The following is a 25,648-nucleotide window of genomic DNA, read 5'->3' as shown; positions in this document are numbered from 1 at the left end:
CGCCTACATCGGCCGACGTACAGGCCGGATCTGCTCCGGCTCGACCACCTTGCGGTAGAGATGCCAGGTCGCGTGGCCAAGGATCGGCATGACGACGGCAAGGCCGGCAAACAGCGGGATTGATCCGATCACCAGCAACACGGCGACCGTCAAACCCCAGAGCGCCATCGTCAGCGGATTTGCAATCACCGCGCGGGCCGAGGTTTCGATCGCCGAGACGGCGCCGACGTCGCGGTCAAGCAGCAGCGGGAACGCAATGACCGTGGTGGCCAAAACGACGGCCGCGAAAACGAAGCCGACGGCGTTGCCGACGAGGATCAGCGTCCAGCCCTTGCCGGTCGTCAGCACGTCACGCAAAAAACCGCCGACGGAAGCGGGTGGCTCGGCGCCGAACAGGCTGGTGTAGAGCGACTGCGCGGCGAACAACCACAAAAGGAACAGCGCGAAGAGCAGGATGCCGATGACCGCAATCGACGGCAGCGCCGGCGAATGGCGCACGTCGAGCGCATGATGCCAGCGGCTGCTCATGCCGAGCTCGCGCCGGCGGCTGATCTCATAGAGGCCGATGGCCGCGAAGGGTCCGATCAGCGCGAAGCCCGACATCAGCGGATAGACGAGCTGGATGGCGTTGGAGCCGGAGCTCCACCGCGTCAGGATCAGGCCGACGATCGGATAGATCAGGCACAGGAACACATAATGCGACGGCTTGGCCCAGAAATCCTCAGCGCCGAGCCTCAACGCATCCCAGAGATCCGACGTGGTGATGTGGCGCAACGCGGGCTGCACATGCATCCCGTGCGCGTCCGTCATGACATGAAAACCGGCCATAACCGTCCTCCGTTTGTCAACGTATGAGCCCGAGAACCGGAAGGTTCTCGTCAAGCAATCATGCGCCAGATCAACGCGGGTCGGTCACCGCCTGCGGTGGCCGCCCGTGGCTGCCACTTCAAGAACGGCCGCATCATAACCGATATTCCGGGGAAAGTCGCCGCTTCACGCGATTTTCATCCCTAGCCTTTCATCCCTGCCCGGCAAAAGCCATGATCGGCGGTATCAGAGGCCGGATGAGCATCTCGATCACAGCCCTCCCCGATCTCAACCGCCGCACGCTGCTCAAGGCCGCCGGCCTTACAGCGCTTGCCGGCATCGCCGCCTGCAGCACCGTCTCCGTGCCGACCGGCGAAGGCGCCGGCGTCTCCTCCTCCGCCACGGCGACCCTGGCCGGTATCCGCAGCTCCGCCGGTCTGCCCACGCTGACGCCGGACGCGCAGCTCGAACAGGCGGCGCTGCAGCAGGCCGGCTACATGGCCTCGCGCGAGCGCATGAGCCACACCACCGGCTGGGGCAAGGATTTTGCCTCGCGTATGAAGGACAATGACGTGCGGGGTGCGGCGGCCGAAAACATCGCCGAGGGCCGCTTCGACCTCGAGAAACTGTTCGACATCTGGATGCATTCGGACGGACACCGCCGCAACATGCTCGATCCGGATTTCAGCCGCTTTGGCCTGGCCTATGTGCGCGACGGCCGCGATCCCGCCCTGCGTTACTGGGCGCTGGTGTTGGGCCGTTGAAAGGCGGTCGGCTGAGATCAGCGACTTTATCAATCCATGTGGGCCGCGGGCGCCCCGCCCGCGGGCGCCGCCTTGGGCTTGCGCAGCAGAATGACGAACGGGATCGCGGCCAACGTCATCACCATCAGGATCTTGAAGTCGTTGATATAGGAAATCATCATCGCCTGGGCATTCACCGCACGGTCGACCTGGGAAAGTGCTGCGGGATTGCCGGCGGCGGCCGCCGGAGAAGCGGCCCACAGGTTCGGGTTGTACGGGTTGATGAAGGCCGACAGCTCGGTGTGGTTGATCTGGGTGTTGCGCACCATCAGCGCCGCGACCACCGATACGCCGATGGACGAACCCAGATTGCGCACCAGGCTGAACAGCGAGGTGGCGTCGGTGCGGTAGCGCGCGTCCAGCGTGGCGAAGGCGACCGTCGACAGCGGCACGAACACCATGCCCATGCCGAGGCCCTGGATGACGCCCGAGGAGATGATCAGCCAATTGTCCATCTGCGGCGTGAAGCTCGCCATCGTATAGAGCGACTGCGCGGTGAGCAGGAAGCCGATGGCGACGAGGATCCTGGCATCGATCCTGTGCATGATGCGGCCGACGACGAGCATGGAAATCATCGTGCCGATGCCGCGCGGCCCCAGCACTACGCCGATCGTCACGGTCGGATAGCCGAAGATGTTGGCAAGCATAGGCGGCAGCAGCGACATCGAGGCCAGGATCAGCACGCCCATGACGAAGATGAACCCCAGCCCGGTCACGAAATTGCGGTCGAGGAATATCTTCGGATCGATGAAGGGGTGCTCGGCCGTCACCGTGTGGATGATGAACACCCAGAAGCCGGTGAGCGACAGGGCGAGTTCGATCCAGATCTCGGCCGAGTTGAACCAGTCGACCTCGCCGCCGCGATCGAGCAGAAGCTGCAGCGCGCCGACGCCGAGCGAGAGCATGGCGAAGCCGAAGAAGTCGAAGCCGCGCACGCGCTTGGCGATGACGGGGAGATAGGCGGCCATGCCGAGGAAGGCGAGGATGCCGACCGGCAGGTTGATGAAAAACACCCAGCGCCAGTTGAAGTTTTCCGTCAGCCAGCCGCCGAGCGTCGGCCCCAGGATCGGCCCGAGCATGATGCCGGCGCCCCAGATGGCCATCGCCTGGCCATGGCGCTCCTTCGGATTGATGTCGAGCAGGAAGGTCTGCGACAGCGGCACGATGGCCGCGCCGAACACGCCCTGCAGCAGGCGGAAGAGCACTATGGTCTCGAGGCTCCAGGCGAGACCGCAGAGCATCGAAAAGATGGTGAAGCCGACGACGGCGGTGAGGAACAGCTCCTTACGGCCGAGCCTGTCTGCGAGCCAGCCGGTAACCGGCGTCATGATCGCCGCGGCCACGATATAGGAGGTCAGCACCCAGTTGATGTTGTCGGGCGACGCGCCGAGGTCGCCGGTCATGGTCGGCAGCGCGACATTGGCGATCGTGGTATCGAGCGCCTGCATGATCGTCGCCAGCATCAGCGCGACTGTGATCAGTCCGCGGTGCGGTACTTCCTTGAAAGCTTCGGGCGTGCTCATGATGCTGAACTTCCAGCAGGTAACAAAAACATGTACGTTAGAGCATGATGCCAAAAAAGTATGAAGCGGCTTTCGGGCGCCATCATTCTCTATCTCTCTGATTTAGAGGCGGACTTAGATTCCGGTCGAACAGGCCTGAAATCATCCGGCTCTAGGTTTCCGGGCGGCAAAGCATCCCGTTGAGAGACTTTCATCGCGGTGGGACGCGACGATCGATGTGGGGGTTACATCGACCGAAAGTCTCTGTTGGAGCGGATGCCTGCCGCCCGGAAACCTGAGGACCGACGGGTCCGTGGCCGGGCCTCAGCTTTCGAGCGAGCCGCCATGGGCTTGCCCTGCTGGTCCTTGCCACGTCTCCACCGGACCAATCCCTCAATGCCCGCCGGATCGCCACGGGCTTCGCTGTCTTTACTGCGCCTGCTCCCCTGCCGTGGCGTGACCGAAGATCGACGGCAGGCCGCGCGCCACGCCGGTATCGACCGTGACGGTGGCGCTCATGCCGGTGCGCAGCGCCATCTTGGCGTCGGGATCGGTCAACTCCAGGCGCACGGGAATGCGCTGCGTGACCTTGACCCAGTTGCCGGTAGCGTTTTGCGCGGGCAGCAACGAGAACTCCGCGCCCGTTCCGGCGCCAATCGCCTTGACGGTCGCCTCGAAGGTGCGGCCGGGATAGGTGTCGACGACGATCTCGGCCTTCTGGCCCGGCTTCATATTGGCCAGCTGGGTCTCCTTGAAATTCGCGTCGATCCAGGTGTCGCCGGTCTCGACGAGCGCGAACAGCGGTGTCCCGACCGAAACATACTGGCCGACTTTGAACGAGGCGGCCTGGTAGACGACCCCGTCCGCCGGCGCCTTGACCGTCGTCTGCGCCAGATCGTAGGCGGCCTTGTCGCGCGCGGCGAGCGCCGCCATCACGGTCGGATGCTTGTCGGTCTCGATGTCCGGATTGCCGCCGAGTGCTGCCTTGGCGCTGACGATGCCCTGCTGGGCGACGGCCAACTGCTGCTTGGCCTTGTCCAGATCGTTGCGGGCCTCGTCGAGCGAGGACTTGGCGTTGATGCCTTTTTGCGCAAGATCGGCGGCGCGGTCATATTGCGACTGCGCATAATCGACCTCGCTGCTCGCCGATCTCTCCTGCGCCATCGCCTGGCTGTAGGCGGCGCGCAGCTGCTCGACATTGAGGCGCGCGGCGGCGACCGCCGCGTTGGCCTGGGCGAGCGCGATCTTGTAAGGCTCGGGATCGATGACGAAGAGAAGGTCGCCCTGCTTGACCAGCTGGTTGTCGGCGATGCCGACCTGGACGATACGGCCGGCCGTGTCGGAGGCGACCGAAATCCTGGCCTGCTGCAGGTTGGCGTTCTCGGTTTCCTGGTAGCGGCCACCCGTCACCCAGACATAGGAGCCGCCGGCAAGCAGGGCCAGCGGCAGGGCAACCATCAGCAGGAAGCGGCCGAGGCGGCGCTTCTTCTTCGGCGCCGGTGCCGGCTGCGGCTCGGGAACCGCCGCGACCGGAGCGGCCGCCGGCTGCGCCGGGGCTTCTGCAACCGGCTGCGCCGGCGCAAGCTTGGTGACGTTGTCGTCTTCTATCTTGGCTGCCGCATTCATGCTGCTGCCCCTTCCGTATTCTTGATCTTTTCCAGGGACGACGTCTCGCCATCCGTCAGATTCTGCACGATGGTATCCAGCACGCGGATCAGGACGCGGCGCTCTTCCGCCGACACGCCGGTCAGCGATTCCTCATAGACCTCGCCGGCCAGGCTCTTGACGTCGGCATAGGCCGCGTTTGCCTTCTCGGTCGGGAAGATCATGCGCACGCGCCGGTCAGTCGCGTCCTGGCGACGCTCGATCCAGCCGCCCTCCTCCATGCGGTCGACAAGCCGGGAGACGCTGATCGGCTCGATTTCGAGGAGCTCGGCAAGCCGCGCCTGCGCGACGCCCGCCTCCTTGGCAACGCGCACGAGCAGGCGCCACTGCGCCGAGGAAAGACCCAACCCACTGGCGCGCGCCTCGAAACGCTTGCGCATCAGGCGCTGCACGTCGTGGATCAAGAATCCCAGTCTGTCGATACCATCTGAAACCATGAGCGATACATATAATAAGCGTGCTCACTATTCAAGAGGCAGCTTTGTTCCAGAAGCTGGCAAATCGACATGGCAGCAGACAAAGCCGGTTACGGTTAGCGATCGATGAAAGTGCGGTGCGAGGTGCCATGCGGCCAAGAGATCATGGCCGTTGGCGAACCAGCATGGTGACGACGAAGAAGGCGCCAAGCGAGGTCGTGATGATGCCGATCGGCAGTTCCTGCGGCGGCAAAAGCGTGCGGGCAACTCGTTTCGACTTCGCTCGAAGCGCAATTTCGATCAAACTGGCCGGCGGCACAGGGGCTGGTGTCCCCCGCCAAACTGCGAGGAGCCATGAACCCGGGTTCTGCGCACGCTAGCGCCTTTCGGCTCGCTCATGGTAAAGGTTGCGCCGTGGATCGGGGGATCACGCAATGCCGACGCTCTATGCGCTTAAGCCGGCCTTCCAGGACAGGCTGCGGCCGCTTGTCGACCGGCTGGCGGCAATGGGCGTGACCGCCAATTCGATCACCATGCTGGCAGCCGCCCTGTCGATCGCGACCGGCGTGGCGATCGCGATGGCGCCCGGCTCGCGCCTTCTTCTGCTGCTCGTCCCCCTGGTGCTGTTCATGCGCATGGCGCTCAACGCCATGGACGGCATGCTGGCGCGTGAGCATGGCCAGGCCTCGACCCTTGGCATGTATCTCAACGAAATCTGCGATGTCGTGTCCGACCTCGCGCTGATCCTGCCGTTTGCGGCTTTCCCGCAGTTTGGCGCCTGGGCCGTCGTTGCCTTTGCCGTTGCAGCGATGCTCGCCGAATTCGCCGGCGTGCTCGGCGTCGCTGCCGGGACAGGGCGCAACTATGCCGGGCCGTTCGGCAAGAGCGACAGGGCGCTGGGGCTCGGCGTGGTCGCAGCTTTGTGCGCCATAGGTTTCTGGCCGGCCTCGATCGCGCCTTTTGTGTTTCCGGCCATGGCTACGCTTTCGCTGCTGACCGCCATCAATCGGATACGCACCGGCCTTACTGGCAACACCGGCTAAGCATCAAGGGCTCGCCATGCCATCCGGGGGAAACGCCATGCTTCACGAAGAGATTGCAGCCGCGCCCGCGGAAGAACTTGCGCGGCAGGCGCAGGAACGCAGCTTCCGCAGCCATGACGGCACGGAGATCTTTTACCGTTACTGGCCGGCGGTATCGACCGAGGCAAAGGGCGCGGTCGTGCTCTTCCATCGTGGCCATGAGCATGGCGGCCGCATGGCGCATCTGGTCGACGAATTGCGCATGCCGGACCACGCCTTCTATGCCTGGGATGCGCGCGGCAACGGGCGCTCTGCCGGCGAGCGCGGCTATGCGCCGTCTTTCGCGGCGCTTGTGCGCGATATCGACTGTTTCATGCGCGAGATAGCCGCCAAAGACAGTTTTGGCACACAGGACATCGCGCTCATCGCGCAGTCGTTCGGCGCTGTGCTCGCCGCCGCCTGGGTGCACGACTATGCGCCGAAACTGCGCGCCATGGTGCTCGCGTCGCCCGCCTTCTCGGTCAAACTCTACGTGCCCTTCGCCAAGGAAGGCATCGCACTCTGGCAAAAGATCAAGGGACGCTTCTTCGTCAATTCCTACGTCAAGGCGAGCCTGCTCACCCATGACCCGGCGCGCATCGCCTCCTTCGAGAACGATCCGCTGATCACCAGGCCGATCGCCTCCAACATCCTGGTCGAGCTCTACCAGCATGCGGCGCGCATCGTCGTCGACGCCCGGGCCATCACCGTACCGACGCAGCTTCTTTTGTCGGGCAGCGACTGGGTGGTGCGGCACGGTCCTCAGCACGAATTCTTCGTCAATCTCGGCAGCCGCGTCAAAGAGCGGCATGTGCTGCCGGGCTTCTTCCACGACACGCTGGGCGAGCGCGACCGCGCCAAGGCGCTCGACCTGATCCGGCCTTTCCTCAAAGGGCAGTTCGCTTCGCCGGCCGAAGCTGTCGACCTGAAGCAGGCGGATCTCGCCGGTTATACGCGCGACGAGGCCGACTGGCTTGCCTCGCCGCTCGATCTCCTCTCGCCCAAGGGCCTCTACTGGGGCTTGAGCCGCGCCTTCATTCGTATCGGCAGCTGGTTTTCGCGCGGCATGAAGATCGGCGTCAGCACGGGCTTCGATTCCGGCTCGACGCTGGACTATGTCTACGAGAATGAAGCGCGCGGCATCGGGCCGATCGGCCGCATGGTCGACAGGACTTTCCTCGATGCCATCGGCTGGCGCGGCATCCGCCAGCGCAAGCTCCACCTCGAAGAGCTGATCGGCCAGGCGCTGGCAACGCTGAAGGCGTCCGGACGGCCAGGCCACATCCTCGACATCGCCGCCGGTCACGGCCGCTATGTGCTCGATGCGATCAGCAAGAGCTCGGAGCAGCCGGCCAGCGTGCGCCTGCAGGACTATTCCGACATCAATGTCGAGCTCGGCCGCAAACTGATCACCGAACGGCATATGCCGGCAGATGTCTCGTTCCGGCGTGCCGACGCGTTCGACGGCGACGGGCTGGCAGCGCTCGATCCGGCGCCGGATCTTGCGATCGTCTCCGGCCTCTACGAGCTCTTCTCGGACAATGCTCTGGTTACCCGCTCGCTGGGAGGCCTCGCCCGCGCCATGCGACCCGGCAGTCTGCTCATCTACACCAACCAGCCGTGGCATCCGCAGCTTGAAATGATCGCGCGCAGCCTGACCTCGCATCGCGGCGGCCAGGCCTGGGTGATGCGGCGGCGCACACAAGGCGAGATGGACCAGTTGGTGGAAGCAGCCGGCTTCGAGAAGCTCGACCGGCGCATCGACCAGTGGGGCATCTTCACCGTCTCGCTGGCAAGGCGGCTCTAGGAACCGTCCACGCATGCCCGCCAGCGCCGTGCCCCCGCCACTTTCAGCCATCGCCGAGCCCTATGGACCTGTCGTCCTGCGGGCAGCGCTTTGGCTCGCGTTTCTCGCGCCATTCTTCTATTCGACCTACGGCTTCGCCAACTGGCTGGCCTCGAAGCGCTTATATGTTGGCAGCATCGTTTTCCCCTGGGAGCACTACGTTCCGTTCATTGCCTGGACGATCGTGCCCTACTGGTCGATCAACCTGTTCTACGGTCTGTCGCTTCTGCTCAATGACACCCGGCAGGGCGTCGATCGGCTGGCCGGCCGCTACCTCACCGCCCAGGTCGTCGCCGTCTCCTGCTTCATCCTGTTTCCGCTGACCGCCACTTTCGTGCGGCCGGCAACGACCGGCCTGCCCGGCTTCCTGTTTGCCGTGCTCGGCGGATTCGACAAGCCGTTCAACCAGGCTCCTTCCCTGCATATCGCGCTTCTGGTGATCATCTGGGATCACTGGCGCCAACGCCTTTCCGGTCCCGTGCTCGCGCTCTGGCATTTTTGGTCCTTCCTGATCGGCGCCTCGGTGCTGACGACCTGGCAACACCATTTCATCGACATCCCGACCGGTGCGTTGCTCGGCTTCTTTGCGCTGTGGCTCTTTCCGGCTGAAGGAGAATTGCCCTTCACCGGTTTCCGCCTGACCGCCGACGTCAAGGCGCGGAGGCTTGCGCTCTCCTACGCGCTGGGCGCCGCTCTGGCGCTTGCCGGTGGAGCTGCCGGCGCCTTCTTCTCGGCTATAGCGCTTGTGCTTTTGTGGCCTTCGCTGGCACTGGCCATCGTCGCCTTTGGCTATGCCGGGGCCGGGCCAAAAGTGTTCCAAAAGACGGCTAACGGCCGTGTCTCGCTGGCAAGCCGCGTCCTGCTCTGGCCGTATCGGTTGGGCGCCAGGGCCAATGTCTGGGCCTGGACCCGCAAGCTGCCGCCGGTCGTTGCCGTCGCCGACGGCGTCTTCCTGGGGCGTTTTCCCGATGCTGCCGAAGCCGACGGCTTCGGCACGGTGATCGACCTTGCAGCCGAGCTGGAGCGGCCGCGCGATGCTATGGGACGATGGACGAGCTTTCCCATGCTCGATCTCCTTTCGCCCCCCGCCGATACACTCGACGAAGCGGTAGCGGCGATCGAGCCGGCGCGCAGGCAGGGCACGGTTCTGGTCTGCTGCGCGCTCGGCTTCCAGCGCAGCGCCACCGTGGTCGCCCAATGGCTGGTCACCAGCGGCCGCTCGCACACTCCAGCGCAGGCGCGCAAGCGGCTCGCCGCATCCGGCCGGCCGGTGCATCTTCCGGTCGGCCTGGACGAGCCAGCATGAGCGACGACGCCTATCAGCGCGATACTGCCGCCTTTGCCGCGATGCTGGTGAAGCAGGCCGCATGGCCGGCCGCGCTCGTGATCGCCGTCGACAGCATCGCGCCGCTCGTCGCTTCGGCTCGCGGCGCGCTCCACGCGCCCCTCGCGGTGCTGGCGCTGGTGGTCGCGGCGGCCAGCGCCGTCGTGGTGCTTGGACTTTCCACGCTCCTCCTTTTCGACGCACTGCTGTTTCGTTTGATGGCGAGCCATGGCGACGAAGTGTCGGGCGGCAGCGCAGTCGACGACATGCTGGCGCGCATGCGGCTGAAGCCCGCTTCGCTAACGCCGCGTCCGCTGGAAGAGCGGGTCGCGGGAACGCGAAAACTGCTCGCTCGCCAGCGCATCGCCTTCGCAATCTTCGTCGTCGCGTTCCTCACCGCCGGTTTCTGGATGCCCCGATGAGCAAGCTTGCGCTGCGCACCTACACCTTGCTGCAGACGGCGACATCGGTCGGCCTGTCGGCGCTGGCCTGGGCGGTCACCGGCGTGCGGCCGATCTGGAACGGCAGCCAGCCGTCTGACCGTCAGCGCATTTATTTCGCCAACCATACCAGCCATGGCGATTTCATCCTTCTGGCCGCCTGCCTGAGCGAAACGGAGCGCGCCAAGACGCACGCCATCGCCGCTGCCGAATATTGGGGCAAGTCGCGGCTGCGCCGTTTCATCGCCGAGGACATGCTCTCCTCCGTGCTGATCAGCCGGCAGTGGACAAGCGAGGCGGAGCACCCGATCTCGATCATGCTCTCCGTGCTCGATCAGGGCCATTCGCTGATCATCTTCCCGGAAGGCACCCGGAACACCAGCGACGAGCTGCTGCCCTTCCGCTCGGGGCTCTACAATCTGTCGATGGCGCGACCGGACGTCGAGCTGATCCCCTGCTGGATCGAGAACATGTCGCGCGTGTTGCCCAAAGGCCAGTTCCTGCCGGTGCCGCTGCTTTGCCGCGTTGTCTTCGGCGCCCCTGTGACGGTGGCGCCCGGCGAGGAACGCCGCGCTTTTCTGCAGCGCGCCCGCGCCGAGCTTATGGCGCTCAACCCGCGCCCCGACCGAGACGATTAATGCGCCACGAAATCAGCATTTTGATCATCGGCCTTTTCGTGGTGCTGAGCACCGCCAGCGTCACCGCCGGCATCCTTTCGATGCGCGCACCGAAGCCGCTGAGCGCGACGCTGGTCAACCTTACCCAGCGCATCAACGCCTGGTGGGTGATGGTGGCGCTGATGACGGTCGCCTTCTTCTTCGGCCGCTACGGCATGACCATCCTGTTCGCGTTGATCTCGTTCGCGGCGCTGCGCGAATTCGTGACGCTGACGCATAGCCGGCGCAGCGACCACTGGGTGCTGCTCGGCATGTTCGGCATCGTTATCCCGTTCCAATACTGGCTGGTGTGGACTGCCTGGTACGGTCTCTTCGTGATCTTCATCCCGGTTTACTGCTTCCTGCTGATGCCGGCGATCACGGCGCTGCACGGCGACACAGAACGTTTTCTCGAGCGCGTCTCGGCCCAGCAATGGGCGATCATGATCTCGGTCTATTGCGTCAGTCACGTGCCCGCTTTGCTGACGCTCGACGTGCCGGGTTTCGAAGACCGCAACCTGCTTCTCATCGCCTTCCTGATCATCGTCGTGCAAGGCAGCGATGTGCTGCAGTATATTTTCGGCAAGCTGTTCGGAAAGCACCGCTTCTCGCCGACCGTCTCGCCGTCGAAGACCTGGGAAGGCCTGATTGGCGGGCTGGTGGCGTCGAGCCTGCTTGGCGCGCTCTTGTCCTTCATCACGCCGTTCTCGCCGCTGCAGGCCTCGGCCGTCGCCTTCGTCGCCTGCACGATGGGATTCCTCGGAGGACTCGTCGCCTCGGCGATCAAGCGCGACCAGGGCGTCAAGGATTGGGGGCACCTGATCGAGGGCCATGGCGGCATGCTCGACCGCACCGACAGCCTGGTCTTCGCCGCGCCGATCTTCTTTCACATCGTGCGCTATTTCTGGACCGTGTGATCGCCTGCCGGCAATGCACCGATCGGCAGTTCCTGCGCGGCAGCGTGCGGCAGACTTTGCGCTCGAAGCGCAATTTCGATCAAACTGGCTGGCGGCGCAGGGGCTAGTGTCGTCCCGCCAAAAAATGCGAGGAGCCATGAACCCGACCGAGAAAGCGCTGTGGTTCGTCGAAAGCCATCTGCCCGACGCCATCAGCCTCGACGAGATAGCGGCAAGCAGCGGCGTGTCGCGCTTCCACGTGACGCGCGCCTTCGGCGCGGCCACGGGACGGTCCGTGATGGGTTATATGCGAGCGCGTCGCTTGAGCGAAGCGGCGCGCAAGCTGGCCGGCGGCGCGCGCGACATTCTTTCGGTCGCGCTCGATGCCGGCTATAGCTCGCATGAGGCGTTCACGCGGGCTTTTCGCGAGCAATTCGGCACCACGCCGGAGCTGGTGCGCGCGCAAGGCTCGACCGAAAACCTGGACCTTGTGGAGCCCATTCTGATGGACAGTTCGCTTCTCACCACACTCGAGCCGCCGCGCTTCGAGACCAGCCGCCCTTTCCTCGTCGCCGGCCTCGGCGAGCGCTACAGCTGCGAGACCAGCGCCGGCATTCCGATGCAGTGGCAGCGCTTCGCCCCCTATATCGGCAACATTCCGGGCGAAGTGCCCGGCGTCTTCTACGGCGTGTGCACGAATGGCGACGATGCCGGCAGTTTCGACTATGTCGTCGGCGTCGAGGTGACGGATTTCTCCGACCTGCCGAAGGATTTCTACCGCGTGCGGGTGCCGGCGCAGAAATATGCGGTGTTCTCGCATCGCGAGCACATCTCGACCATCCGCCGGACCGTCAACACGATCTGGAACAGCTGGCTGCCGTCCTCCGGCCACGAGATCGCCGATGCGCCCGAGTTCGAGCTCTACGGGCCCGAATTCGACGCGCGCACCGGCAATGGCGGGCTGGAGATCTGGGTGCCGGTCAAGGGGTGAGTGCGGGTTCCCTCGTGGGAGAAGGAGGACTATAGCTCCAGGTTCCACGTTTGCCCGACAAGATCCTTGCCGAAGGAATGGTGGCGTTCCTCGTCGACCAGCTTGAAGCCCGCGGCCTGATAGATGCGGCGGGCCGAGCCAAGGATGTCGTTGGTCCACAGCGTCAGCGTCTTGTAGCCCTTGGCGCGCGCGAAGGTGATGCATTCGTCGACCAGCCGCCGGCCAATGCCAAGGCCGCGCGCCGACGGTTCGACATAGAGCAGCCTGAGCTTGGCGACCTTGGGCGATTTGCGCATGACGAAGACCGAGCCGACCACCTCGCCTTCGCGCTCGGCGATCCAGCTGCGCTCCCATTGCGGGACGAAATTCTTGACGAACTCACCGAGGGTCTCAGCGACCAGCGCCTCGTAGGTTTCGTCCCAGCCATAGTCCTGCGCGTAGATGAGGCCCTGGCGGTGTGTGATCCAGCCGATGTCGCCAACCTGCAGCGGCCGCAGGATATAAGGCACCTTGGGTTCGGGCCTGTCGCCGAGCAGGTCCTGCACGGTGCGCATGGCCTTGACCAGCCGGTCCTGTTCGGCCGGGGCCAGCCGATCGAGCAGCGCGCGCACCTGGTCGTGCGAATCCTGGTTGAGCGGCGCGAAGGCCTCTCTGCCGGCCTGCGTCAGCGCGATCGAGGCGCGGCGCGCGTCGGTCTCACTGGCTTCGCGTCCGACCAGGCCGCGCTCCTCGAATTTCTTCAAGAGCCGGCTGACATAGCCGGGGTCGAGGCCCAGGTCGCGCACCAGGTCGCTTGCGACTAGCCCATCGCGATGGGCGAGCTCGTAAATCACGCGCGCCTCGGTCAGGGAGAACGAACTTTTCAGCAGACCCTCGTCGAGCAGGCCGAGCTGGCGGGTATAGAAGCGGTTGAAGGCGCGCACCGCATCGATACGGTCCTTGCCGGGGTGATTGTGGATGGTCATGGGAAATCCTCCTGTCATGGACAGGATCAACCATTTAGTTGACTGAGTCAATAAATATGGGGAGCGGGACACTACACAACTTCGTCATTCCAGGGCGGAGCAAGGAGCGAAGCGACGCCCAGTTGCGGAGGCTAATGCCAATCGCGACCGCAGCGGCCTCACCCCATTGGCAGCACTGGCCAGAACTCCACGATGCGGCCACCGGAAAACACAGCGATCGAGCCGAAATGTTGCAGCACCGCCTCGCTCTGCATCGGCCGCAGGAAGGCATAGTCGCCGGGCTTCACATCGGCGCCTGCCGGCAGGCCCATGAATTGCTGGTTGGACGATAGGCCGATCAGTCCGTTCGGCTTCATGCCTTCAGGAAACACCGGCTCGGCCATCCATTTGCCGCCATAGAGGTAGCAGCCCTTGCGCGGGAAGAGGCCAAGCGCCTGCAGCGTGCGTGAAACCGCCGGCGGGCCGGGCAGCATCGGATCGAGCGCCTTGAGGATCGGGGTGGCGATGAAGGCCGCTGGCTGGAAGCCTGCCAGCCCGGGCGTGTCGAAATCCTTGGGCAGCACGAAGGCCGAGCCGATCGACACTTCGTTGGTGACGCCGCCGCCATGCAGCAGCGCCGTCTTGGAGCCGCCGATGTTGAGGATGCGGCGCTGGTCCGGATCGAGGGCACCGACGAACTCCGCGGCCTTGGCAGATGCCTGCTTCAGCGCCTTGGCCGCGCCGCCGAACAAACCGGGTATTTCCGGCGCATGCGCCTCATAGGCCATGATGCCTTCGCAGTGCAGACCCTTTGGAATCGGGAGCGCGTTAATCTCGGCGGGATCGCGAAAGCCGCCGCGATGCAGGCCGACATCGACCTCGAAAACGAAGGGCAGGTCGGTGTCGAGCGCAGCGGCCAAGGCGCCGTAGTCGGCCAGCCGCTCCGGCGTGTCGATCAGCCAGCAGACGCGCGACCACCAGCCGGCGCCGCCTCTGGTCAGCGCGGCCCTGGCGGCGCCGACCGGCATCGGCTTGCCGTAGAGCAGGTCGGCCCCGGGAAAGGCGTCGAGCACGGCCTGCGTCAACGGCGGATGGAAGGTCATGAAGCGGTTGGTTTCGAGTGCTCGCGCGATATGCGAGAGCAGCGGCATGCAAGGCAGCGATTTGTCGACCAGCCGCACCGCAAGGCCCCGCGCCAGCCTCTCCTTCACCAGCGCGATGTTGCCGTCCAGCCGGTCGCGGTCGAGGACAAGGCAGGGCCGGAAAACCTCGGCGGCCCTCAATGCATCGGACAGGGCGGCGAAATAGGTGCTCATTGTCGGATGCCGAACAGGTCGGCCATGTAGGGCGAGACGAAGCGGTTTTGCGGATCGATGTCGCGCCGCACCGCCATCGCGTCGTCCCAACGCGGATAAAGCTTCTTGAATTCCGCCGCCTTCAGGTTGTGCATCTTTCCCCAGTGCGGCCTGCCGCCATACTTGCGGAAAATGGGTTCGGCGGCGCGCATGAAAGGCAGCGGATCATTCGCCGCATCATGGTGGACGGCGATCGAGCAGGTCAGCCTTTTGTAGAAAGGCGAAAGCCAGAACTCGTCGGGGGCCACCGAACGCACCTCCATCGGGAAATAGACTTCCGGAAAGTGCTTTTCCGTCAGCGCGATGATTTCGGCCAACGCCTTGGGACCTTCCTCGTAAGGCAGGTGGTACTCCATCTCGTTGAATTTGGTGCGGCGGTCGCTGGCGTAGACGTTGAGCCAGTCCTGCACATAGTCTTCCGCTGGCACTTTCCTCACCGCACCATTGATCAACGCGCGGCGCAGCGACGGCAGCCAGCGCAACGCGGTGCGCAGCTTGCGCAAAGTCGCCAGCCCTTCCTCGTCGTCTTCGGTCGGCCGCGTCGTTGGCGCCGCGTCGCTGAGATCGCTGGCGATGAACTGGGCGTAGCCGGAGAACGGGATGTAGTAGAACTCGGCCGAGCGATGCGCGGCCATCATCGTCTCGAAGTTTTTGAGCATGTCGCCGATCGGCAGCACCCATTTGCGGCGGCGCAGCCGATAGGTCGCGATGTTGTTCATCGTCACTTCGGTCAGCACGCCGAAGCTGCCCAGCGCGACGCCGGTGGCGTGGATCATGTCCAGGCCACCCGCCCGGCTGAACTCGCGCAGCTCGCCTTGTCCATCGATGAGCTGCACCGCCTCCAACCGCGTGTGATAGGCGCCGAGCGTCGGGCCGGAGCCATGCGTTGCCGTGCCTAACGCGCCGCCGATCGCCTGCTTGTCGATGTCGCCCATATTGGGCAGGCCCTGGCCGATATCCTGCAGGATGCGCATCAGCGCTCCGAGCTTGGTTCCCGCCCTCACCCGCGCCCGGTTGTTCGCGGCATCGTGCGAGACCAGGCCCTCGATCTTCTCCAGCGAGACGATGGTGCCCTCGGACTGCACCAGCGGCGTGAAGGAATGGCCGGCACCGGCGACGCGCAGCGGACCAGGCGCCGAGCGCACCAGTTCGGCCAGCTCGCCGGCATCGGCTGGCGTCGCGATCAATTTCGGGGAAGCCGTGACGAAGCCGGACCAGTTGCTCCAGGCGGTTGCCATCTTGATCCCTCCGGCTCAGGCCCGGCCGCGCCGCCGCGCGATCAGCACGAAGATGCCGAGCAAAAGCACGCTGGCCAAAGCGGTGGCGGCGGCGAATTCCGGCACGGGCCGGAAGTTCGTGCCGTCAATCAGTAGCGAGGCGGCGATCGGACCGATGGCGAGGCCGAAGAGCTGGGCGGCCGGCACCAGCAATACGGCGTTGCGCGTCTCGTCAGCGGTGATCGCGAGCCGGATCTGGTAAGGCACGATGAAGAGCAGGATGAAGCCCATTACCAGCGCCACCGCCCAGAACACCGAAAGACCCGGACCGGACGCAAGCAGCAGCGAGCTGATCGCCGCGACGATCCCGATGACGGTGATGGCGAAACGATAGTCGATGCGCGCCTCGAAGATTGTCGCGGTCATCGCGCCGATCACTTGCGCGGCAAGGCTCGCCGAAACCATCAGGCCGACGGTGCGGCCATCAATGCCGAACTGCGCGCCGATGGGCTCGAGAAAGGCCCAGACGGCGCCGAAGAACATGAAATAGCAGAAGATAGACAGCAGCGCGGTGATCGCCGGCACAGTCGCCACATTGGTGAACTGCTCTTCCTTGGGCAGTTCAGCATAGTCGTCCGGCACGGTCCAGGCGACGGCGAGCGAAAGCAGGCAGACGATGCCGAGCGCGATGAAGCCGCCGGCCGAGCCCGCTCGCGGCACGGCAAAGAGCGCGAGGATCAGCGCCAGCGCGCATTGCGCCAGGGTCTGCAGCGTAACGAAATAGCCGCCGATGCGCTCGGCTCGGCGCGAGCGGGCGATCAGCTCCGTCGCGACGGCGACCAGCCCGCCCTCCGCGAGGCCGGCCAGCGTGCGCGCGCCGATCAGCGCATTGGGGCTGCCGGCATAAGCGGTCCAGGCATTGGCGAATGCCAGCAGCATGAGCAGCGCCGCGCTCTTCCAGCGCATGTTGCGCGCCGGCAAGAGCATCGCCACGACGCCCGATCCGATGGCGATGGCAATCATCTCGGCGGTGGCGACCAGCGCCAGCTCGTCGCCGGTGACGTGACCTTCGCTGTAGAGCGCGCCGAGCAGCACCGGCTGCAAGCCGAGGATGAGCAGGCCGACCGAGCCGATCCAAAGCGCCGAGGCCAGTTGCAGGCCGGTCGGATTGCCGACAAGCCAATCGCCATTTTCCGCCTGCACGGCTTGCGATGCGGTCACGAGGCGCCCTCCGTTGCAGCTCGATCGGAAAACTGACAAGTTGTCAGCATTTAGCGAAACTGATACTTGATCATGTTTCTTGTCAACCGCGAATTTGCACTCTCGTGAGAGATTTGGCGCATGACGCAGATAAAGCGAAAAGCGACCGAACCGCGGCGCAGGCCCAAACAGGAGCGCAGCCGCGAGCGCATCGACGCGATCCTGGCCACGACCATGCGGCTGATCGGCGAAAAGGGCATCGACGCGGTGACGATGAAGGAAGTAGGCGCGCTGGCCGGCGGGCCGATCGCCACCGTCTATCACTACTTCCCGAGTAAATCGGCGATCCTGGCGACGCTCTACGAGCGTTTTTCAGAGGAAAGCCGAACGCGCTTCGGCGCGATCATCGCCGGGATCCGACGGCTGGACGACGTGACCGCCGCGGCCGACCGCCTGCTCGACGACTATTACAGCCGCGTGGCGGCGGACCCCGCCATCCAGGATCTGCAGAATGCCATCCAGGCCGACAAGGCGCTGCAGCACCTCGACATCGCCGAGACGCGGCACCAGGCGAAGATGTTCTGTGATCATGTCGCGCCGATGCTGAAGTCCGAGCAGCGCGAGGCGTTCGGACGCGTCGTGTTCCTGATCTTCCAGCTCGCCGGCGGCGTCGTGCGGCTGGCGCTGACACAGGACAAGGAAGAAGGCCGGCGCACGATCGACGATTACCGCTCGATCATCCACGCGCAGTTGCGATTGTTTCTCTGAGCGCGATCAGGGATCCAGCTTCGGTCCCAGAATCTCCACCAGCCAATCGACGAACACCCTTACCCTTGGCGAAAGCTGGCGGCTCGGCGGATAGAGCACCGAGATCGGTGTCGGCGTCGGAGGATTGCCGGGCAGCACCTCGACCAGCCGGCCGGCATCAAAGTCGGCGGCGAAGCGGCGGCGCGGCGCCTGATAGAGGCCAAAACCCTGGCGCACCAGCGTGGCGGCGGTGTCGGAATTGGAGACCGTAACGCGCGACGGCAGGACGACCTCGCGGATCTTGCCATCGACGGTGAACTCCAGCGGCATCACCTGGCCGGTGCGGGACGAGACGAAGCCGATCATGATGTGCCCGGCAAGTTCGTCCAGTGAGCGCGGCAGGCCGTGGCGCTCGACATAGGCGGCGCTGGCGACCGTCGCCTCGCGCGCCATGCCGATGCGACGCGCGATCATGTCGCTGTCGGGGAGCGTGCCGGCGCGGACCACGCAGTCGACGCCCTCGCGCACTAGGTCGACGAAGCGGTCGCCCTCGCCGATATGCACGCTCAGCCCGGGATAGCAGGCGAGCAACGCCGGCAGTTCCGGGATGACCAAGGTTCGGGCCATGTTGCCGTTGATGTCGATGCTCAGCCGCCCGCGCACCTCATGCGCGCCGAAGCCGCCTTCGGCATCCTCGATGTCGGCGAGGATGCCGATGCAGCGCTCGTAGTAGGCTTCGCCGTCGAGCGTCGTGGTGACATGGCGCGTGGTGCGGCGAAGCAACTGCACGCCGAGCCGCTCTTCGAGCTGCTTGATCGCGGCGGTGGCGCTGGAGCGCGGCAGGCTAAGATCGGCGGCGGCCGCAGTGAAGCTGCGCCGTTCCACGACGCGGGTGAAGAGCCGCATGCTGTCGAACCGGTCCATCGCTGATTGTTTGCACATACCGAATAGTGTTGGCAATCCATGGCCGATTATATTGGCCGATCGGGCGAGTATATGCATCTCCATCCATACAGAAGGAGATTTCGTCGTGACTACTCGTCCTATCGCTCTCATCACCGGCGGCAGCCGCGGCCTCGGCCGCAACACCGCCATCCACCTCGCCCGCCGGGGCGTCGACGTCATCGTCACCTATCGCTCGCGCGCCGACGAGGCGCAGGCGGCAATCGCCGAGATCGAAGCTGCCGGCGGCCGCGCGGCCGCGCTTGAGCTCGACGCCGGCGCCGTTGCCAGCTTCCCGGCTTTCATTGAAGCGTTGAAGAAGACGCTTCACGAGACTTGGCAGCGCGACCGCTTCGCCTATCTCGTCAACAATGCCGGCACCGGCCTGCGCAAGCCGATCGCCGAGACAACGGAAGAGGAATTCGACACGCTGATGAACATACACCTCAAGGGCGTGTTCTTCCTCACCCAGGCGCTGCTGCCGCTGATCAATGATGGCGGCCGCATCATCAACATCTCGAGCGGGCTCGCCCGCTTCGCGGCTCCCGGCTCATCCGCCTATGCGATGATGAAGGGCGGCATCGAGGTGTTCACGCGCTACCTTGCCAAGGAGCTCGGCCAGCGCGGCATCACCGCCAACACCGTGGCGCCCGGCGCGATCGCCACGGACTTCAATGGCGGCCATGTGCGCGACAATGCCGAGATCAACCGCATAGTGGCCGGCGTCACCGCGCTCGGCCGCGTCGGCGTCGCCGACGATATCGGGCCGATGATCGCCTCGTTGCTCTCCGACGACAATCGCTGGGTCAACGCCCAGCGTATCGAAGTGTCGGGCGGCATGAATATCTGAGCCCCGCGTGGATAATCGAGGAAGCACGCAGCGCTTCCTGTCGGTCCCGCGAAAACCGGCAGTCAGGGCGGTTCAACGAGAGCTGGACCGCCCTAACGCATGTATCATCAGGTCCTCGAAGCCGTCGGGCCGCCCCGAAGTTGACGGGCCTCGCCGATCCAACCCCAACCGGCGCACTCCCAACCGGGAGATCATGCGAGAAAAATTTCGCGCCGCCGCCCCATCGCGCGCGCCTTGACTCTCGCAATTCGCCAGCCTATTTCAGCGCGACGTTAGCACTCGCCTCTAGCGAGTGCTAACTGATGTCCGGCGGCCTCGCCGGATGGAGGAACAGTTCTCACCGTTCTCATTCGAGGAAGACAACATGGCAAAGTCCAAGTTCCGCCCGCTTCATGACCGCGTGGTCGTTCGCAGGGTCGAATCCGAATCCAAGACCGCCGGCGGGATCATCATCCCGGATACGGCGAAGGAGAAGCCGCAGGAAGGCGAGATCATCGCCGTCGGCTCCGGCGCCCGCGACGAAAGCGGCAAGCTCGTCCCGCTGGACGTCAAGGCCGGCGACCGCATCCTGTTCGGCAAGTGGTCGGGCACTGAAGTCAAGCTCAATGGCGAAGACCTTCTGATCATGAAGGAATCCGACATCATGGGCATCATCGGCTGATCATCGGCCTCACCTGAATCTTCATCTTCGGGCTCTTCCCGAGCCCCTGCCAGGAGCTAAAAAATGGCTGCCAAAGACGTAAAATTCTCCCGCGATGCCCGTGAGCGCATGCTGCGCGGTGTCAACATCCTCGCCGACGCGGTGAAGGTCACCCTCGGCCCGAAGGGCCGCAATGTCGTCATCGACAAGTCGTTCGGCGCCCCGCGCATCACCAAGGACGGCGTAACCGTCGCCAAGGAAATCGAGCTTGAGGACAAGTTCGAGAACATGGGCGCGCAGATGGTCCGCGAAGTCGCTTCGAAGACCAACGACATCGCCGGCGACGGCACCACGACCGCAACGGTTCTGGCGCAGTCGATCGTCCAGGAAGGCCATAAGGCGGTTGCCGCCGGCATGAACCCGATGGACCTGAAGCGCGGCATCGACCTCGCCGTCACCGAAGTCGTCACGGCACTCGGCAAGGCCGCCAAGAAGATCAAGACTTCCGAGGAAGTCGCCCAGGTCGGCACGATCTCGGCCAATGGCGACGAGTCGGTCGGCAAGATGATCGCGGAAGCGATGCAGAAGGTCGGCAACGAAGGCGTCATCACCGTCGAGGAAGCCAAGACTGCCGAAACCGAGCTGGAAGTCGTTGAAGGCATGCAGTTCGACCGCGGCTACCTGTCGCCTTACTTCGTCACCAACGCCGACAAGATGGTCGCCGATCTCGAGGATGCCTACATCCTGCTGCACGAGAAGAAGCTCTCCAACCTGCAAGCCATGCTGCCGGTCCTGGAAGCCGTCGTCCAGACCTCGAAGCCGCTGCTCATCATCTCGGAAGACGTCGAAGGCGAGGCCCTGGCCACGCTGGTCGTCAACAAGCTGCGCGGTGGCCTGAAGATCGCCGCCGTCAAGGCGCCGGGCTTCGGTGACCGCCGCAAGGCCATGCTGGAAGACATCGCCATCCTCACCGGTGGCCAGGTCATCTCGGAAGACCTCGGCATCAAGCTCGAGAATGTCGGTCTCAACATGCTCGGCCGCGCCAAGAAGGTGTCGATCTCCAAGGAGAACACCACCATCGTCGACGGCGCCGGCAAGAAGGCCGAGATCCAGGGCCGCGTCGCCCAGATCAAGCAGCAGATCGAGGAGACCACCTCGGACTACGACAAGGAGAAGCTGCAGGAACGCCTGGCGAAGCTCGCCGGCGGCGTTGCCGTGATCCGCGTCGGCGGTGCGACCGAAGTGGAAGTCAAGGAAAAGAAGGACCGCGTCGATGACGCCCTGAACGCGACCCGCGCGGCCGTGGAAGAAGGCATCGTCGCCGGCGGCGGCGTTGCGCTCCTGCGCGCTTCGGGCAACCTCAAGGCCACCGGCGCCAACTCCGATCAGGCCGCCGGCATCAACATCGTGCGTCGCGCGCTGCAGGCTCCGGCCCGCCAGATCGCGGCCAACGCCGGTGCGGAAGCCTCGATCGTCGCTGGCAAGATCCTCGACAACAAGGGCGCGACCTTCGGCTACAATGCCCAGACCGGCGAGTATGGCGACATGATCGCCATGGGCATCGTCGATCCGGTCAAAGTCGTGCGCACGGCTCTCCAGGACGCGGCCTCGGTCGCCGGCCTGCTCGTCACCACCGAAGCCATGATCGCCGAAGCTCCGAAGAAGGAGTCGGCTGGCGGCGGCATGCCTGGCGGCATGGGCGGCGGCGGCATGGGCGGCATGGGCGGCATGGATTTCTAAATCCAGGCTACCAAGCCAATGCATACGAAAGGGCGCCGAAAGGCGCCCTTTTTGTTTGCATTTGGAGATCCGAGTCCTCAGGCGGCACTTTCCGCCTGCCGTGCCACCTTGCCAGCCAGCACCGCTTGCTCGACCAGAGCCGCCACCTCGTCGGCCACCGCCTGGACCGGGCTACGGTCGCGGGTGGCGCGGGCGATCACCATCAGGCCTTCGAGCGAGGATTCGACCAGCAGCGCCAACGCCTGCGCGCGCCGCTCCGGCACCCCTGCCCGCATGAAAGCCTGGCGCAGCAGCCCGATCCACTGCTCGAAGGCTGAGCGGCAGATTTCAACCAGGTCCGGAACGTCGTTCGGTGCGTCGAGCACCACCGGCGCGACCGGGCAGCCGAGGGAGAACTCGTTCTCCTCCAGCATGCGGGCGACCGACTGGTAAATATGGTGGACGGCAACGGCGGGATCGCTTTCCTCCAACAGCGCCGCGCCCAGCCGCTCCGTCACATCGGCGACGCTGGCGCGCGTCACCTCGATGACAAGCTGGTCCTTGCCGCCGGGAAAATGAAAGTAGAGCGAACCGCGGGGTGCCGCGCTGGCGCTCAGAATGTCGTTCAGCGACGTGCCGTGATAGCCGCGCTGCCGGATGAGCAGCGCCGTCGCCTCGATCATGCGGGTACGTGTGTCCGTCGCCACGTCGACCTCTCAAATGTCAGCCTCTGTCAGGAGCTCGCATTATAGGGGTTGCTTCGAATATGACAATCGGTCTACATAATATGTAAATCGGTCTACATATCTTGGAGGCGGCAATGCGAACCTATCGGCTCGAGCAATTCGGCGAAATCGAGAAGCTGGCACTGCGCGAGTTGCCCACGCCCGAGCCAGGGGCAAACCAGATCCTGGTGCGTGTGCGGGCAACATCGCTCAACCGCCGCGACACGATGATCCTCAACGGCATCTATCCGCTCACGCCAAGCGCCGGCATCGTGCCACTGAGCGACGGGGCCGGCGAAGTCGTCGCGATCGGCAACGGCGTGACCCGCTTTGCCGTCGGCGACCGCGTCACCGGCAGCTACTTCGCGCGCTGGATCGACGGCCGCATGCATCCGGGCGTCATCGATCAGCTCGGCTGCACGCTGGACGGCATGCTCTCAGAATATGCGCTGCTCGACGAGCAATGGGCAGTACGGCTGCCCGACCATCTCTCATGGCAGGAAGCGGCGACCTTCGCCTGCGCCGGGCTGACCGCCTGGAGCGCGCTGACGGGCGCCGAGATTCCGAAGCCCGGACAATGGGTCCTGGTGATCGGCTCAGGCGGTGTTGCGCTGTTTGCCTTGCAGTTCGCCAAGCTCATGGGCTGCCGCGTGGCCGCTGTCACCTCGCGCGCCGAGAAGGCCGACAGGCTGCGGGCTCTCGGTGCCGACCTCGTCATCGCGGCGGCCGAAACGCCGGAATGGGGCATGAAGCTGCGCGAGGCGACCGGCGGCATCGATCTGGTCGTCGAGACCGGCGGCCCGGCCACCTTCGCGCAGTCGCTGATCGCCAGTTCGCTCTACGGCCGCATCGTGCTGCTGACCGTTCAGGACCAGAAGGGCAAGCCGGTCGAGATCCCGGGCGCCGTCTATCAGCGCAGCCTCGTCACCATCGGCCGACTGTTCGTCGGCAGCCGCAACGGACTGGAGGCAATGCTCGCCGCTGTCGCCACGCACCGGCTGAAGCCCATCATCGACAAGGTCTTCCCATTCGCCGAGGCGCGCGAGGCCTACCGCCATTTCCAGCAGGGCGACGTCTTCGGCAAGGTCGTCATCGACGGCGCGTGACCACCACGCTTTCCCGCAAACAGAGAGGAGATCAGTCATGACAATTCGAGAAGCCTCGGCCCAATGGCAGGGCACGCTCAAGGAAGGATCCGGCCGGCTGCGGCTGGGCAGCGGCGTGTTCGAAGGCGCCTATTCCTTCCCGTCGCGCTTCGAGAGCGGTCCGGGCACCAATCCGGAAGAACTGATCGCGGCCGCCCATGCCGGCTGCTACTCGATGGCGCTCACCGCCATACTCGGCGCCGAAGGCCATACGGCCGAGAACATCCATACGATCGCCAAGGTGCATCTCGGCGCCACTACGGCCGGGCCGACGCTCACCCGCATCGAGCTTGAAACTCAGGCCCGCGTTGCCGGCATCTCGGCGGAGGATTTCGAGCGGCTGGCGCAAAAGGCCAAGGCGGCCTGCCTCGTCTCACGGGCGCTCGCCGGCGTCGCAACCATCACGCTCAAGACGAGCCTCGTAGCTCAATGAAACGACAGGGAGAATATCCAATGACCCAGGAATTGATCATCGACATCGCCACGGCCAAGCGCTCCGCCGAGACGGCGGAAATCATGCGGCGCTACAACGACGTCTTCCAGCGTCACGATCCGGCGGCACTGGACGAATTGGTGGCGCAGGACTGAGTGATCGAGAACACCACGCCGGCGCCCGACGGTGCCCGCCGCACCGGCAAGACGGCTTGCGTCGAATTGTGGTCGGCGATCGCCACCGGACCCGGAACGCGCTTCGATATCGAAGAAACATTCGTCGCCGGCGACCGCGCCACGATCCGCTGGCGCTTCTGGATGGCCGATGGCAGATCGCTGCGCGGCGTCAACCTGATGCGTGTCGCGGATGGCAAAATCGTCGAGGCGATGGGCTATGTCAAAGGATAGGTGGCTCGCTTATCTGTCCGCCAATGCCAGCTTCGCCCCGAGCATGACGAAGGCGCCGGCGAAGGTGCGGCGCATCCAGGTCAGCACCTTCGGCCGCGACACGATGTGGCTGCGCACCGAGGCCGCGAACACGCCGTAGATGGCGAAGACGATGAAGGTCATCAGCATGAAGACGCCGGAGAGCTCCAGCATCTTGGGCAGCGCGTGCGGCTCGGTGGTGCTGACGAATTGCGGCAGGAAGGCGAAGAAGAAGATCGACAGTTTGGGGTTCAGGATGTTGACCAGGACGCCGGATGTGATGGTCCTTGCGGTCGAGCGCGGCACGGCATCCTCATCGATACTCAAGCCGCCCTTTTCCTTCAACGTGTTCCAGGCCATGTAGAGCAGATAGGCGACGCCGAGATATTTCAGCGTCTCGAAAGCGAGGGCGCTTGTGTGCAGCACAGCGGCGAGGCCGGTGATGGCGGCGGCCATATGCGGGATGATGCCCAGCGTGCAGGCGAAGGCGGCGATGATCGAAGCGCGCGCGCCGCGCGAGAGGCCGGCGCTCAGCGTATAGAGGACGCCGGTGCCTGGCGAAGCCACGATGATCAGCGACGTCAACAGGAATTCGATGCTCATGGATTTCCTCCGCAGCCCTGCCCGGCGCGAAGGTACCGACAGACGTGCGACCCGGCAAGCGGGTGGAGAGCGTGATTTTCCGTCTTGAGGGGGAGATGTCGCCGGAGGCGGCAGAGGGGGGCGCAGCGCACGGGGCGTCAACCTCTTGCGCGACAAGACGATGTTGGCGCTCCATGCGAGACGACCCCCTCTGACCGCTTCGCGGCCATCTCCCCCTCAAGGGCATAGGCGCTAAGATAGGTATTGCGGCGCGGAATCGGTTGTGATTCTACGCTGGAGATGACACACGAATCGCT

At 64.7% G+C, this 25,648-nt stretch carries 25 protein-coding genes and 2 pseudogenes; 15 read left to right on the top strand and 12 right to left on the bottom strand.

What is annotated here, in order from left to right:
• Positions 1-3 precede the first annotated feature (3 nt).
• The gene (locus LB553_RS22530) at positions 4-828 is read right to left on the bottom strand and encodes a DUF2189 domain-containing protein (RefSeq protein WP_224516500.1); all 825 of its coding nucleotides are present in this window, start codon (positions 826-828) and stop codon (positions 4-6) included.
• Positions 829-1,064: 236 nt separating this feature from the next.
• Here LB553_RS22530 and LB553_RS22525 point away from each other — a divergent pair, with 236 nt between their 5' ends.
• Positions 1,065-1,571 (top strand): CAP domain-containing protein, encoded by a 507-nt coding sequence (locus tag LB553_RS22525; RefSeq protein WP_224516499.1) that lies wholly within the window; start codon positions 1,065-1,067, stop codon positions 1,569-1,571.
• Positions 1,572-1,600: 29 nt separating this feature from the next.
• On the opposite strand, the gene LB553_RS22520 is transcribed toward LB553_RS22525, so the two are convergent.
• From LB553_RS22520 to LB553_RS22505, 4 genes and pseudogenes are all read right to left on the bottom strand, one after another.
• Positions 1,601-3,133, bottom strand: coding sequence for a DHA2 family efflux MFS transporter permease subunit (locus LB553_RS22520; protein ID WP_224516498.1), 1,533 nt, complete (start codon positions 3,131-3,133; stop codon positions 1,601-1,603).
• Positions 3,134-3,541: 408 nt separating this feature from the next.
• Positions 3,542-4,738: an HlyD family secretion protein gene (locus tag LB553_RS22515; RefSeq protein ID WP_224516497.1), complete on the bottom strand. Its 1,197-nt coding sequence runs from the start codon at positions 4,736-4,738 to the stop codon at positions 3,542-3,544.
• Positions 4,735-5,214, bottom strand: a complete 480-nt coding sequence (locus tag LB553_RS22510) for a MarR family winged helix-turn-helix transcriptional regulator (RefSeq protein ID WP_059186480.1) — start codon at positions 5,212-5,214, stop codon at positions 4,735-4,737. Before LB553_RS22510 ends, LB553_RS22515 begins: the two co-directional genes overlap by 4 nt.
• A gap of 142 nt (positions 5,215-5,356) precedes the next feature.
• Positions 5,357-5,464: pseudogene (locus tag LB553_RS22505) on the bottom strand (iron ABC transporter permease); the annotation flags it as partial.
• Positions 5,465-5,627: 163 nt separating this feature from the next.
• Between LB553_RS22505 and LB553_RS22500 the strand changes: the two are divergent.
• The 7 genes from LB553_RS22500 (at position 5,628) to LB553_RS22470 (ending at position 12,407) form a co-directional block, all read left to right on the top strand.
• The gene (locus tag LB553_RS22500; protein WP_224516496.1) at positions 5,628-6,236 is read left to right on the top strand and encodes a CDP-alcohol phosphatidyltransferase family protein; all 609 of its coding nucleotides are present in this window, start codon (positions 5,628-5,630) and stop codon (positions 6,234-6,236) included.
• Positions 6,237-6,273: 37 nt separating this feature from the next.
• Complete coding sequence (locus LB553_RS22495) at positions 6,274-8,061, top strand: bifunctional alpha/beta hydrolase/class I SAM-dependent methyltransferase (protein WP_224516495.1); 1,788 nt, start codon at positions 6,274-6,276, stop codon at positions 8,059-8,061.
• A 13-nt stretch (positions 8,062-8,074) separates the two neighbouring features.
• Positions 8,075-9,406 carry a phosphatase PAP2/dual specificity phosphatase family protein gene (locus LB553_RS22490; protein ID WP_224516494.1) on the top strand — a complete coding sequence of 444 codons (1,332 nt, stop codon included), beginning with the start codon at positions 8,075-8,077 and terminating at the stop codon, positions 9,404-9,406.
• Complete coding sequence (locus tag LB553_RS22485) at positions 9,403-9,846, top strand: hypothetical protein (RefSeq protein ID WP_224516493.1); 444 nt, start codon at positions 9,403-9,405, stop codon at positions 9,844-9,846. The genes LB553_RS22490 and LB553_RS22485 overlap by 4 nt, the downstream gene beginning before the upstream one ends.
• Positions 9,843-10,502, top strand: coding sequence for a lysophospholipid acyltransferase family protein (locus LB553_RS22480; RefSeq protein ID WP_224516492.1), 660 nt, complete (start codon positions 9,843-9,845; stop codon positions 10,500-10,502). Before LB553_RS22485 ends, LB553_RS22480 begins: the two co-directional genes overlap by 4 nt.
• Positions 10,502-11,437: a phosphatidate cytidylyltransferase gene (locus LB553_RS22475; RefSeq protein ID WP_224516491.1), complete on the top strand. Its 936-nt coding sequence runs from the start codon at positions 10,502-10,504 to the stop codon at positions 11,435-11,437. Before LB553_RS22480 ends, LB553_RS22475 begins: the two co-directional genes overlap by 1 nt.
• 136 nt (positions 11,438-11,573) lie before the next feature.
• Positions 11,574-12,407: an AraC family transcriptional regulator gene (locus LB553_RS22470; RefSeq protein WP_224516490.1), complete on the top strand. Its 834-nt coding sequence runs from the start codon at positions 11,574-11,576 to the stop codon at positions 12,405-12,407.
• A 29-nt stretch (positions 12,408-12,436) separates the two neighbouring features.
• On the opposite strand, the gene LB553_RS22465 is transcribed toward LB553_RS22470, so the two are convergent.
• The 4 genes from LB553_RS22465 to LB553_RS22450 all read right to left on the bottom strand — a co-directional run bounded on the left by LB553_RS22465 (position 12,437) and on the right by LB553_RS22450 (position 17,144).
• Positions 12,437-13,372, bottom strand: a complete 936-nt coding sequence (locus tag LB553_RS22465) for a helix-turn-helix domain-containing GNAT family N-acetyltransferase (protein WP_224516489.1) — start codon at positions 13,370-13,372, stop codon at positions 12,437-12,439.
• 158 nt (positions 13,373-13,530) lie between these two features.
• On the bottom strand, positions 13,531-14,667 hold the full coding sequence (locus LB553_RS22460) for an alanine racemase (protein ID WP_224516488.1): 1,137 nt from the start codon (positions 14,665-14,667) through the stop codon (positions 13,531-13,533).
• On the bottom strand, positions 14,664-15,944 hold the full coding sequence (locus tag LB553_RS22455; protein WP_224516487.1) for a D-arabinono-1,4-lactone oxidase: 1,281 nt from the start codon (positions 15,942-15,944) through the stop codon (positions 14,664-14,666). The genes LB553_RS22460 and LB553_RS22455 overlap by 4 nt, the downstream gene beginning before the upstream one ends.
• Positions 15,945-15,959: 15 nt before the next feature.
• Entirely contained in the window at positions 15,960-17,144 is a 1,185-nt protein-coding gene (locus LB553_RS22450; RefSeq protein WP_224516486.1) for an MFS transporter, read from the bottom strand.
• A 120-nt stretch (positions 17,145-17,264) separates the two neighbouring features.
• Between LB553_RS22450 and LB553_RS22445 the strand changes: the two genes are divergently transcribed.
• Positions 17,265-17,891 carry a TetR/AcrR family transcriptional regulator gene (locus tag LB553_RS22445; RefSeq protein ID WP_224516485.1) on the top strand — a complete coding sequence of 209 codons (627 nt, stop codon included), beginning with the start codon at positions 17,265-17,267 and terminating at the stop codon, positions 17,889-17,891.
• 6 nt (positions 17,892-17,897) lie between these two features.
• Here the strand turns inward: LB553_RS22445 and LB553_RS22440 are convergent, their stop codons facing one another.
• The gene (locus LB553_RS22440; RefSeq protein WP_224516484.1) at positions 17,898-18,794 is read right to left on the bottom strand and encodes a LysR family transcriptional regulator; all 897 of its coding nucleotides are present in this window, start codon (positions 18,792-18,794) and stop codon (positions 17,898-17,900) included.
• Positions 18,795-18,900: 106 nt separating this feature from the next.
• Between LB553_RS22440 and LB553_RS22435 the strand changes: the two genes are divergently transcribed.
• The 3 genes from LB553_RS22435 (at position 18,901) to groL (ending at position 22,042) form a co-directional block, all read left to right on the top strand.
• Entirely contained in the window at positions 18,901-19,662 is a 762-nt protein-coding gene (locus LB553_RS22435) for an SDR family NAD(P)-dependent oxidoreductase (protein ID WP_224516483.1), read from the top strand.
• A gap of 364 nt (positions 19,663-20,026) precedes the next feature.
• A complete protein-coding gene (groES, locus tag LB553_RS22430; RefSeq protein WP_010915433.1) occupies positions 20,027-20,323 on the top strand; it encodes a co-chaperone GroES in 297 nt (98 codons plus the stop codon).
• A 63-nt stretch (positions 20,324-20,386) separates the two neighbouring features.
• Positions 20,387-22,042, top strand: coding sequence for a chaperonin GroEL (gene groL, locus LB553_RS22425; protein WP_095768453.1), 1,656 nt, complete (start codon positions 20,387-20,389; stop codon positions 22,040-22,042).
• 77 nt (positions 22,043-22,119) lie between these two features.
• On the opposite strand, the gene LB553_RS22420 is transcribed toward groL, so the two are convergent.
• Complete coding sequence (locus LB553_RS22420) at positions 22,120-22,728, bottom strand: TetR/AcrR family transcriptional regulator (protein WP_224516482.1); 609 nt, start codon at positions 22,726-22,728, stop codon at positions 22,120-22,122.
• Positions 22,729-22,841: 113 nt separating this feature from the next.
• On the opposite strand from LB553_RS22420, the gene LB553_RS22415 reads away from it, so the two are divergent.
• The 3 genes and pseudogenes from LB553_RS22415 to LB553_RS22405 all read left to right on the top strand — a co-directional run bounded on the left by LB553_RS22415 (position 22,842) and on the right by LB553_RS22405 (position 24,731).
• Positions 22,842-23,852: a zinc-dependent alcohol dehydrogenase family protein gene (locus LB553_RS22415; RefSeq protein WP_224516481.1), complete on the top strand. Its 1,011-nt coding sequence runs from the start codon at positions 22,842-22,844 to the stop codon at positions 23,850-23,852.
• 37 nt (positions 23,853-23,889) lie between these two features.
• Positions 23,890-24,324 (top strand): OsmC family protein, encoded by a 435-nt coding sequence (locus tag LB553_RS22410; protein ID WP_224516480.1) that lies wholly within the window; start codon positions 23,890-23,892, stop codon positions 24,322-24,324.
• A gap of 20 nt (positions 24,325-24,344) precedes the next feature.
• Positions 24,345-24,731: pseudogene (locus LB553_RS22405) on the top strand (nuclear transport factor 2 family protein).
• A gap of 9 nt (positions 24,732-24,740) precedes the next feature.
• Here the strand turns inward: LB553_RS22405 and LB553_RS22400 are convergent.
• The gene (locus LB553_RS22400) at positions 24,741-25,352 is read right to left on the bottom strand and encodes a LysE family translocator (protein WP_224516479.1); all 612 of its coding nucleotides are present in this window, start codon (positions 25,350-25,352) and stop codon (positions 24,741-24,743) included.
• Positions 25,353-25,648 lie beyond the last annotated feature (296 nt).

Source organism: Mesorhizobium sp. CA8, assembly GCF_020164955.1.
Lineage (GTDB): Bacteria > Pseudomonadota > Alphaproteobacteria > Rhizobiales > Rhizobiaceae > Mesorhizobium.
The sequence above is the reverse complement of the archived record's forward strand: the minus strand, read 5'-3'. Positions and strand labels throughout refer to the sequence as shown.

What these genes read in the sequence shown, in the direction of transcription:
- LB553_RS22530 (WP_224516500.1), bottom strand. Translation starts at nt 828, where the DNA reads ATGGCCGGTTTTCATGTCATGACGGACGCGCACGGGATGCATGTGCAG.
- LB553_RS22525 (WP_224516499.1), top strand. Translation starts at nt 1,065, where the DNA reads ATGAGCATCTCGATCACAGCCCTCCCCGATCTCAACCGCCGCACGCTG.
- LB553_RS22520 (WP_224516498.1), bottom strand. Translation starts at nt 3,133, where the DNA reads ATGAGCACGCCCGAAGCTTTCAAGGAAGTACCGCACCGCGGACTGATC.
- LB553_RS22515 (WP_224516497.1), bottom strand. Translation starts at nt 4,738, where the DNA reads ATGAATGCGGCAGCCAAGATAGAAGACGACAACGTCACCAAGCTTGCG.
- LB553_RS22510 (WP_059186480.1), bottom strand. Translation starts at nt 5,214, where the DNA reads ATGGTTTCAGATGGTATCGACAGACTGGGATTCTTGATCCACGACGTG.
- LB553_RS22500 (WP_224516496.1), top strand. Translation starts at nt 5,628, where the DNA reads ATGCCGACGCTCTATGCGCTTAAGCCGGCCTTCCAGGACAGGCTGCGG.
- LB553_RS22495 (WP_224516495.1), top strand. Translation starts at nt 6,274, where the DNA reads ATGCTTCACGAAGAGATTGCAGCCGCGCCCGCGGAAGAACTTGCGCGG.
- LB553_RS22490 (WP_224516494.1), top strand. Translation starts at nt 8,075, where the DNA reads ATGCCCGCCAGCGCCGTGCCCCCGCCACTTTCAGCCATCGCCGAGCCC.
- LB553_RS22485 (WP_224516493.1), top strand. Translation starts at nt 9,403, where the DNA reads ATGAGCGACGACGCCTATCAGCGCGATACTGCCGCCTTTGCCGCGATG.
- LB553_RS22480 (WP_224516492.1), top strand. Translation starts at nt 9,843, where the DNA reads ATGAGCAAGCTTGCGCTGCGCACCTACACCTTGCTGCAGACGGCGACA.
- LB553_RS22475 (WP_224516491.1), top strand. Translation starts at nt 10,502, where the DNA reads ATGCGCCACGAAATCAGCATTTTGATCATCGGCCTTTTCGTGGTGCTG.
- LB553_RS22470 (WP_224516490.1), top strand. Translation starts at nt 11,574, where the DNA reads ATGAACCCGACCGAGAAAGCGCTGTGGTTCGTCGAAAGCCATCTGCCC.
- LB553_RS22465 (WP_224516489.1), bottom strand. Translation starts at nt 13,372, where the DNA reads ATGACCATCCACAATCACCCCGGCAAGGACCGTATCGATGCGGTGCGC.
- LB553_RS22460 (WP_224516488.1), bottom strand. Translation starts at nt 14,667, where the DNA reads ATGAGCACCTATTTCGCCGCCCTGTCCGATGCATTGAGGGCCGCCGAG.
- LB553_RS22455 (WP_224516487.1), bottom strand. Translation starts at nt 15,944, where the DNA reads ATGGCAACCGCCTGGAGCAACTGGTCCGGCTTCGTCACGGCTTCCCCG.
- LB553_RS22445 (WP_224516485.1), top strand. Translation starts at nt 17,265, where the DNA reads ATGACGCAGATAAAGCGAAAAGCGACCGAACCGCGGCGCAGGCCCAAA.
- LB553_RS22440 (WP_224516484.1), bottom strand. Translation starts at nt 18,794, where the DNA reads ATGGACCGGTTCGACAGCATGCGGCTCTTCACCCGCGTCGTGGAACGG.
- groES (WP_010915433.1), top strand. Translation starts at nt 20,027, where the DNA reads ATGGCAAAGTCCAAGTTCCGCCCGCTTCATGACCGCGTGGTCGTTCGC.
- groL (WP_095768453.1), top strand. Translation starts at nt 20,387, where the DNA reads ATGGCTGCCAAAGACGTAAAATTCTCCCGCGATGCCCGTGAGCGCATG.
- LB553_RS22415 (WP_224516481.1), top strand. Translation starts at nt 22,842, where the DNA reads ATGCGAACCTATCGGCTCGAGCAATTCGGCGAAATCGAGAAGCTGGCA.
- LB553_RS22410 (WP_224516480.1), top strand. Translation starts at nt 23,890, where the DNA reads ATGACAATTCGAGAAGCCTCGGCCCAATGGCAGGGCACGCTCAAGGAA.
- LB553_RS22400 (WP_224516479.1), bottom strand. Translation starts at nt 25,352, where the DNA reads ATGAGCATCGAATTCCTGTTGACGTCGCTGATCATCGTGGCTTCGCCA.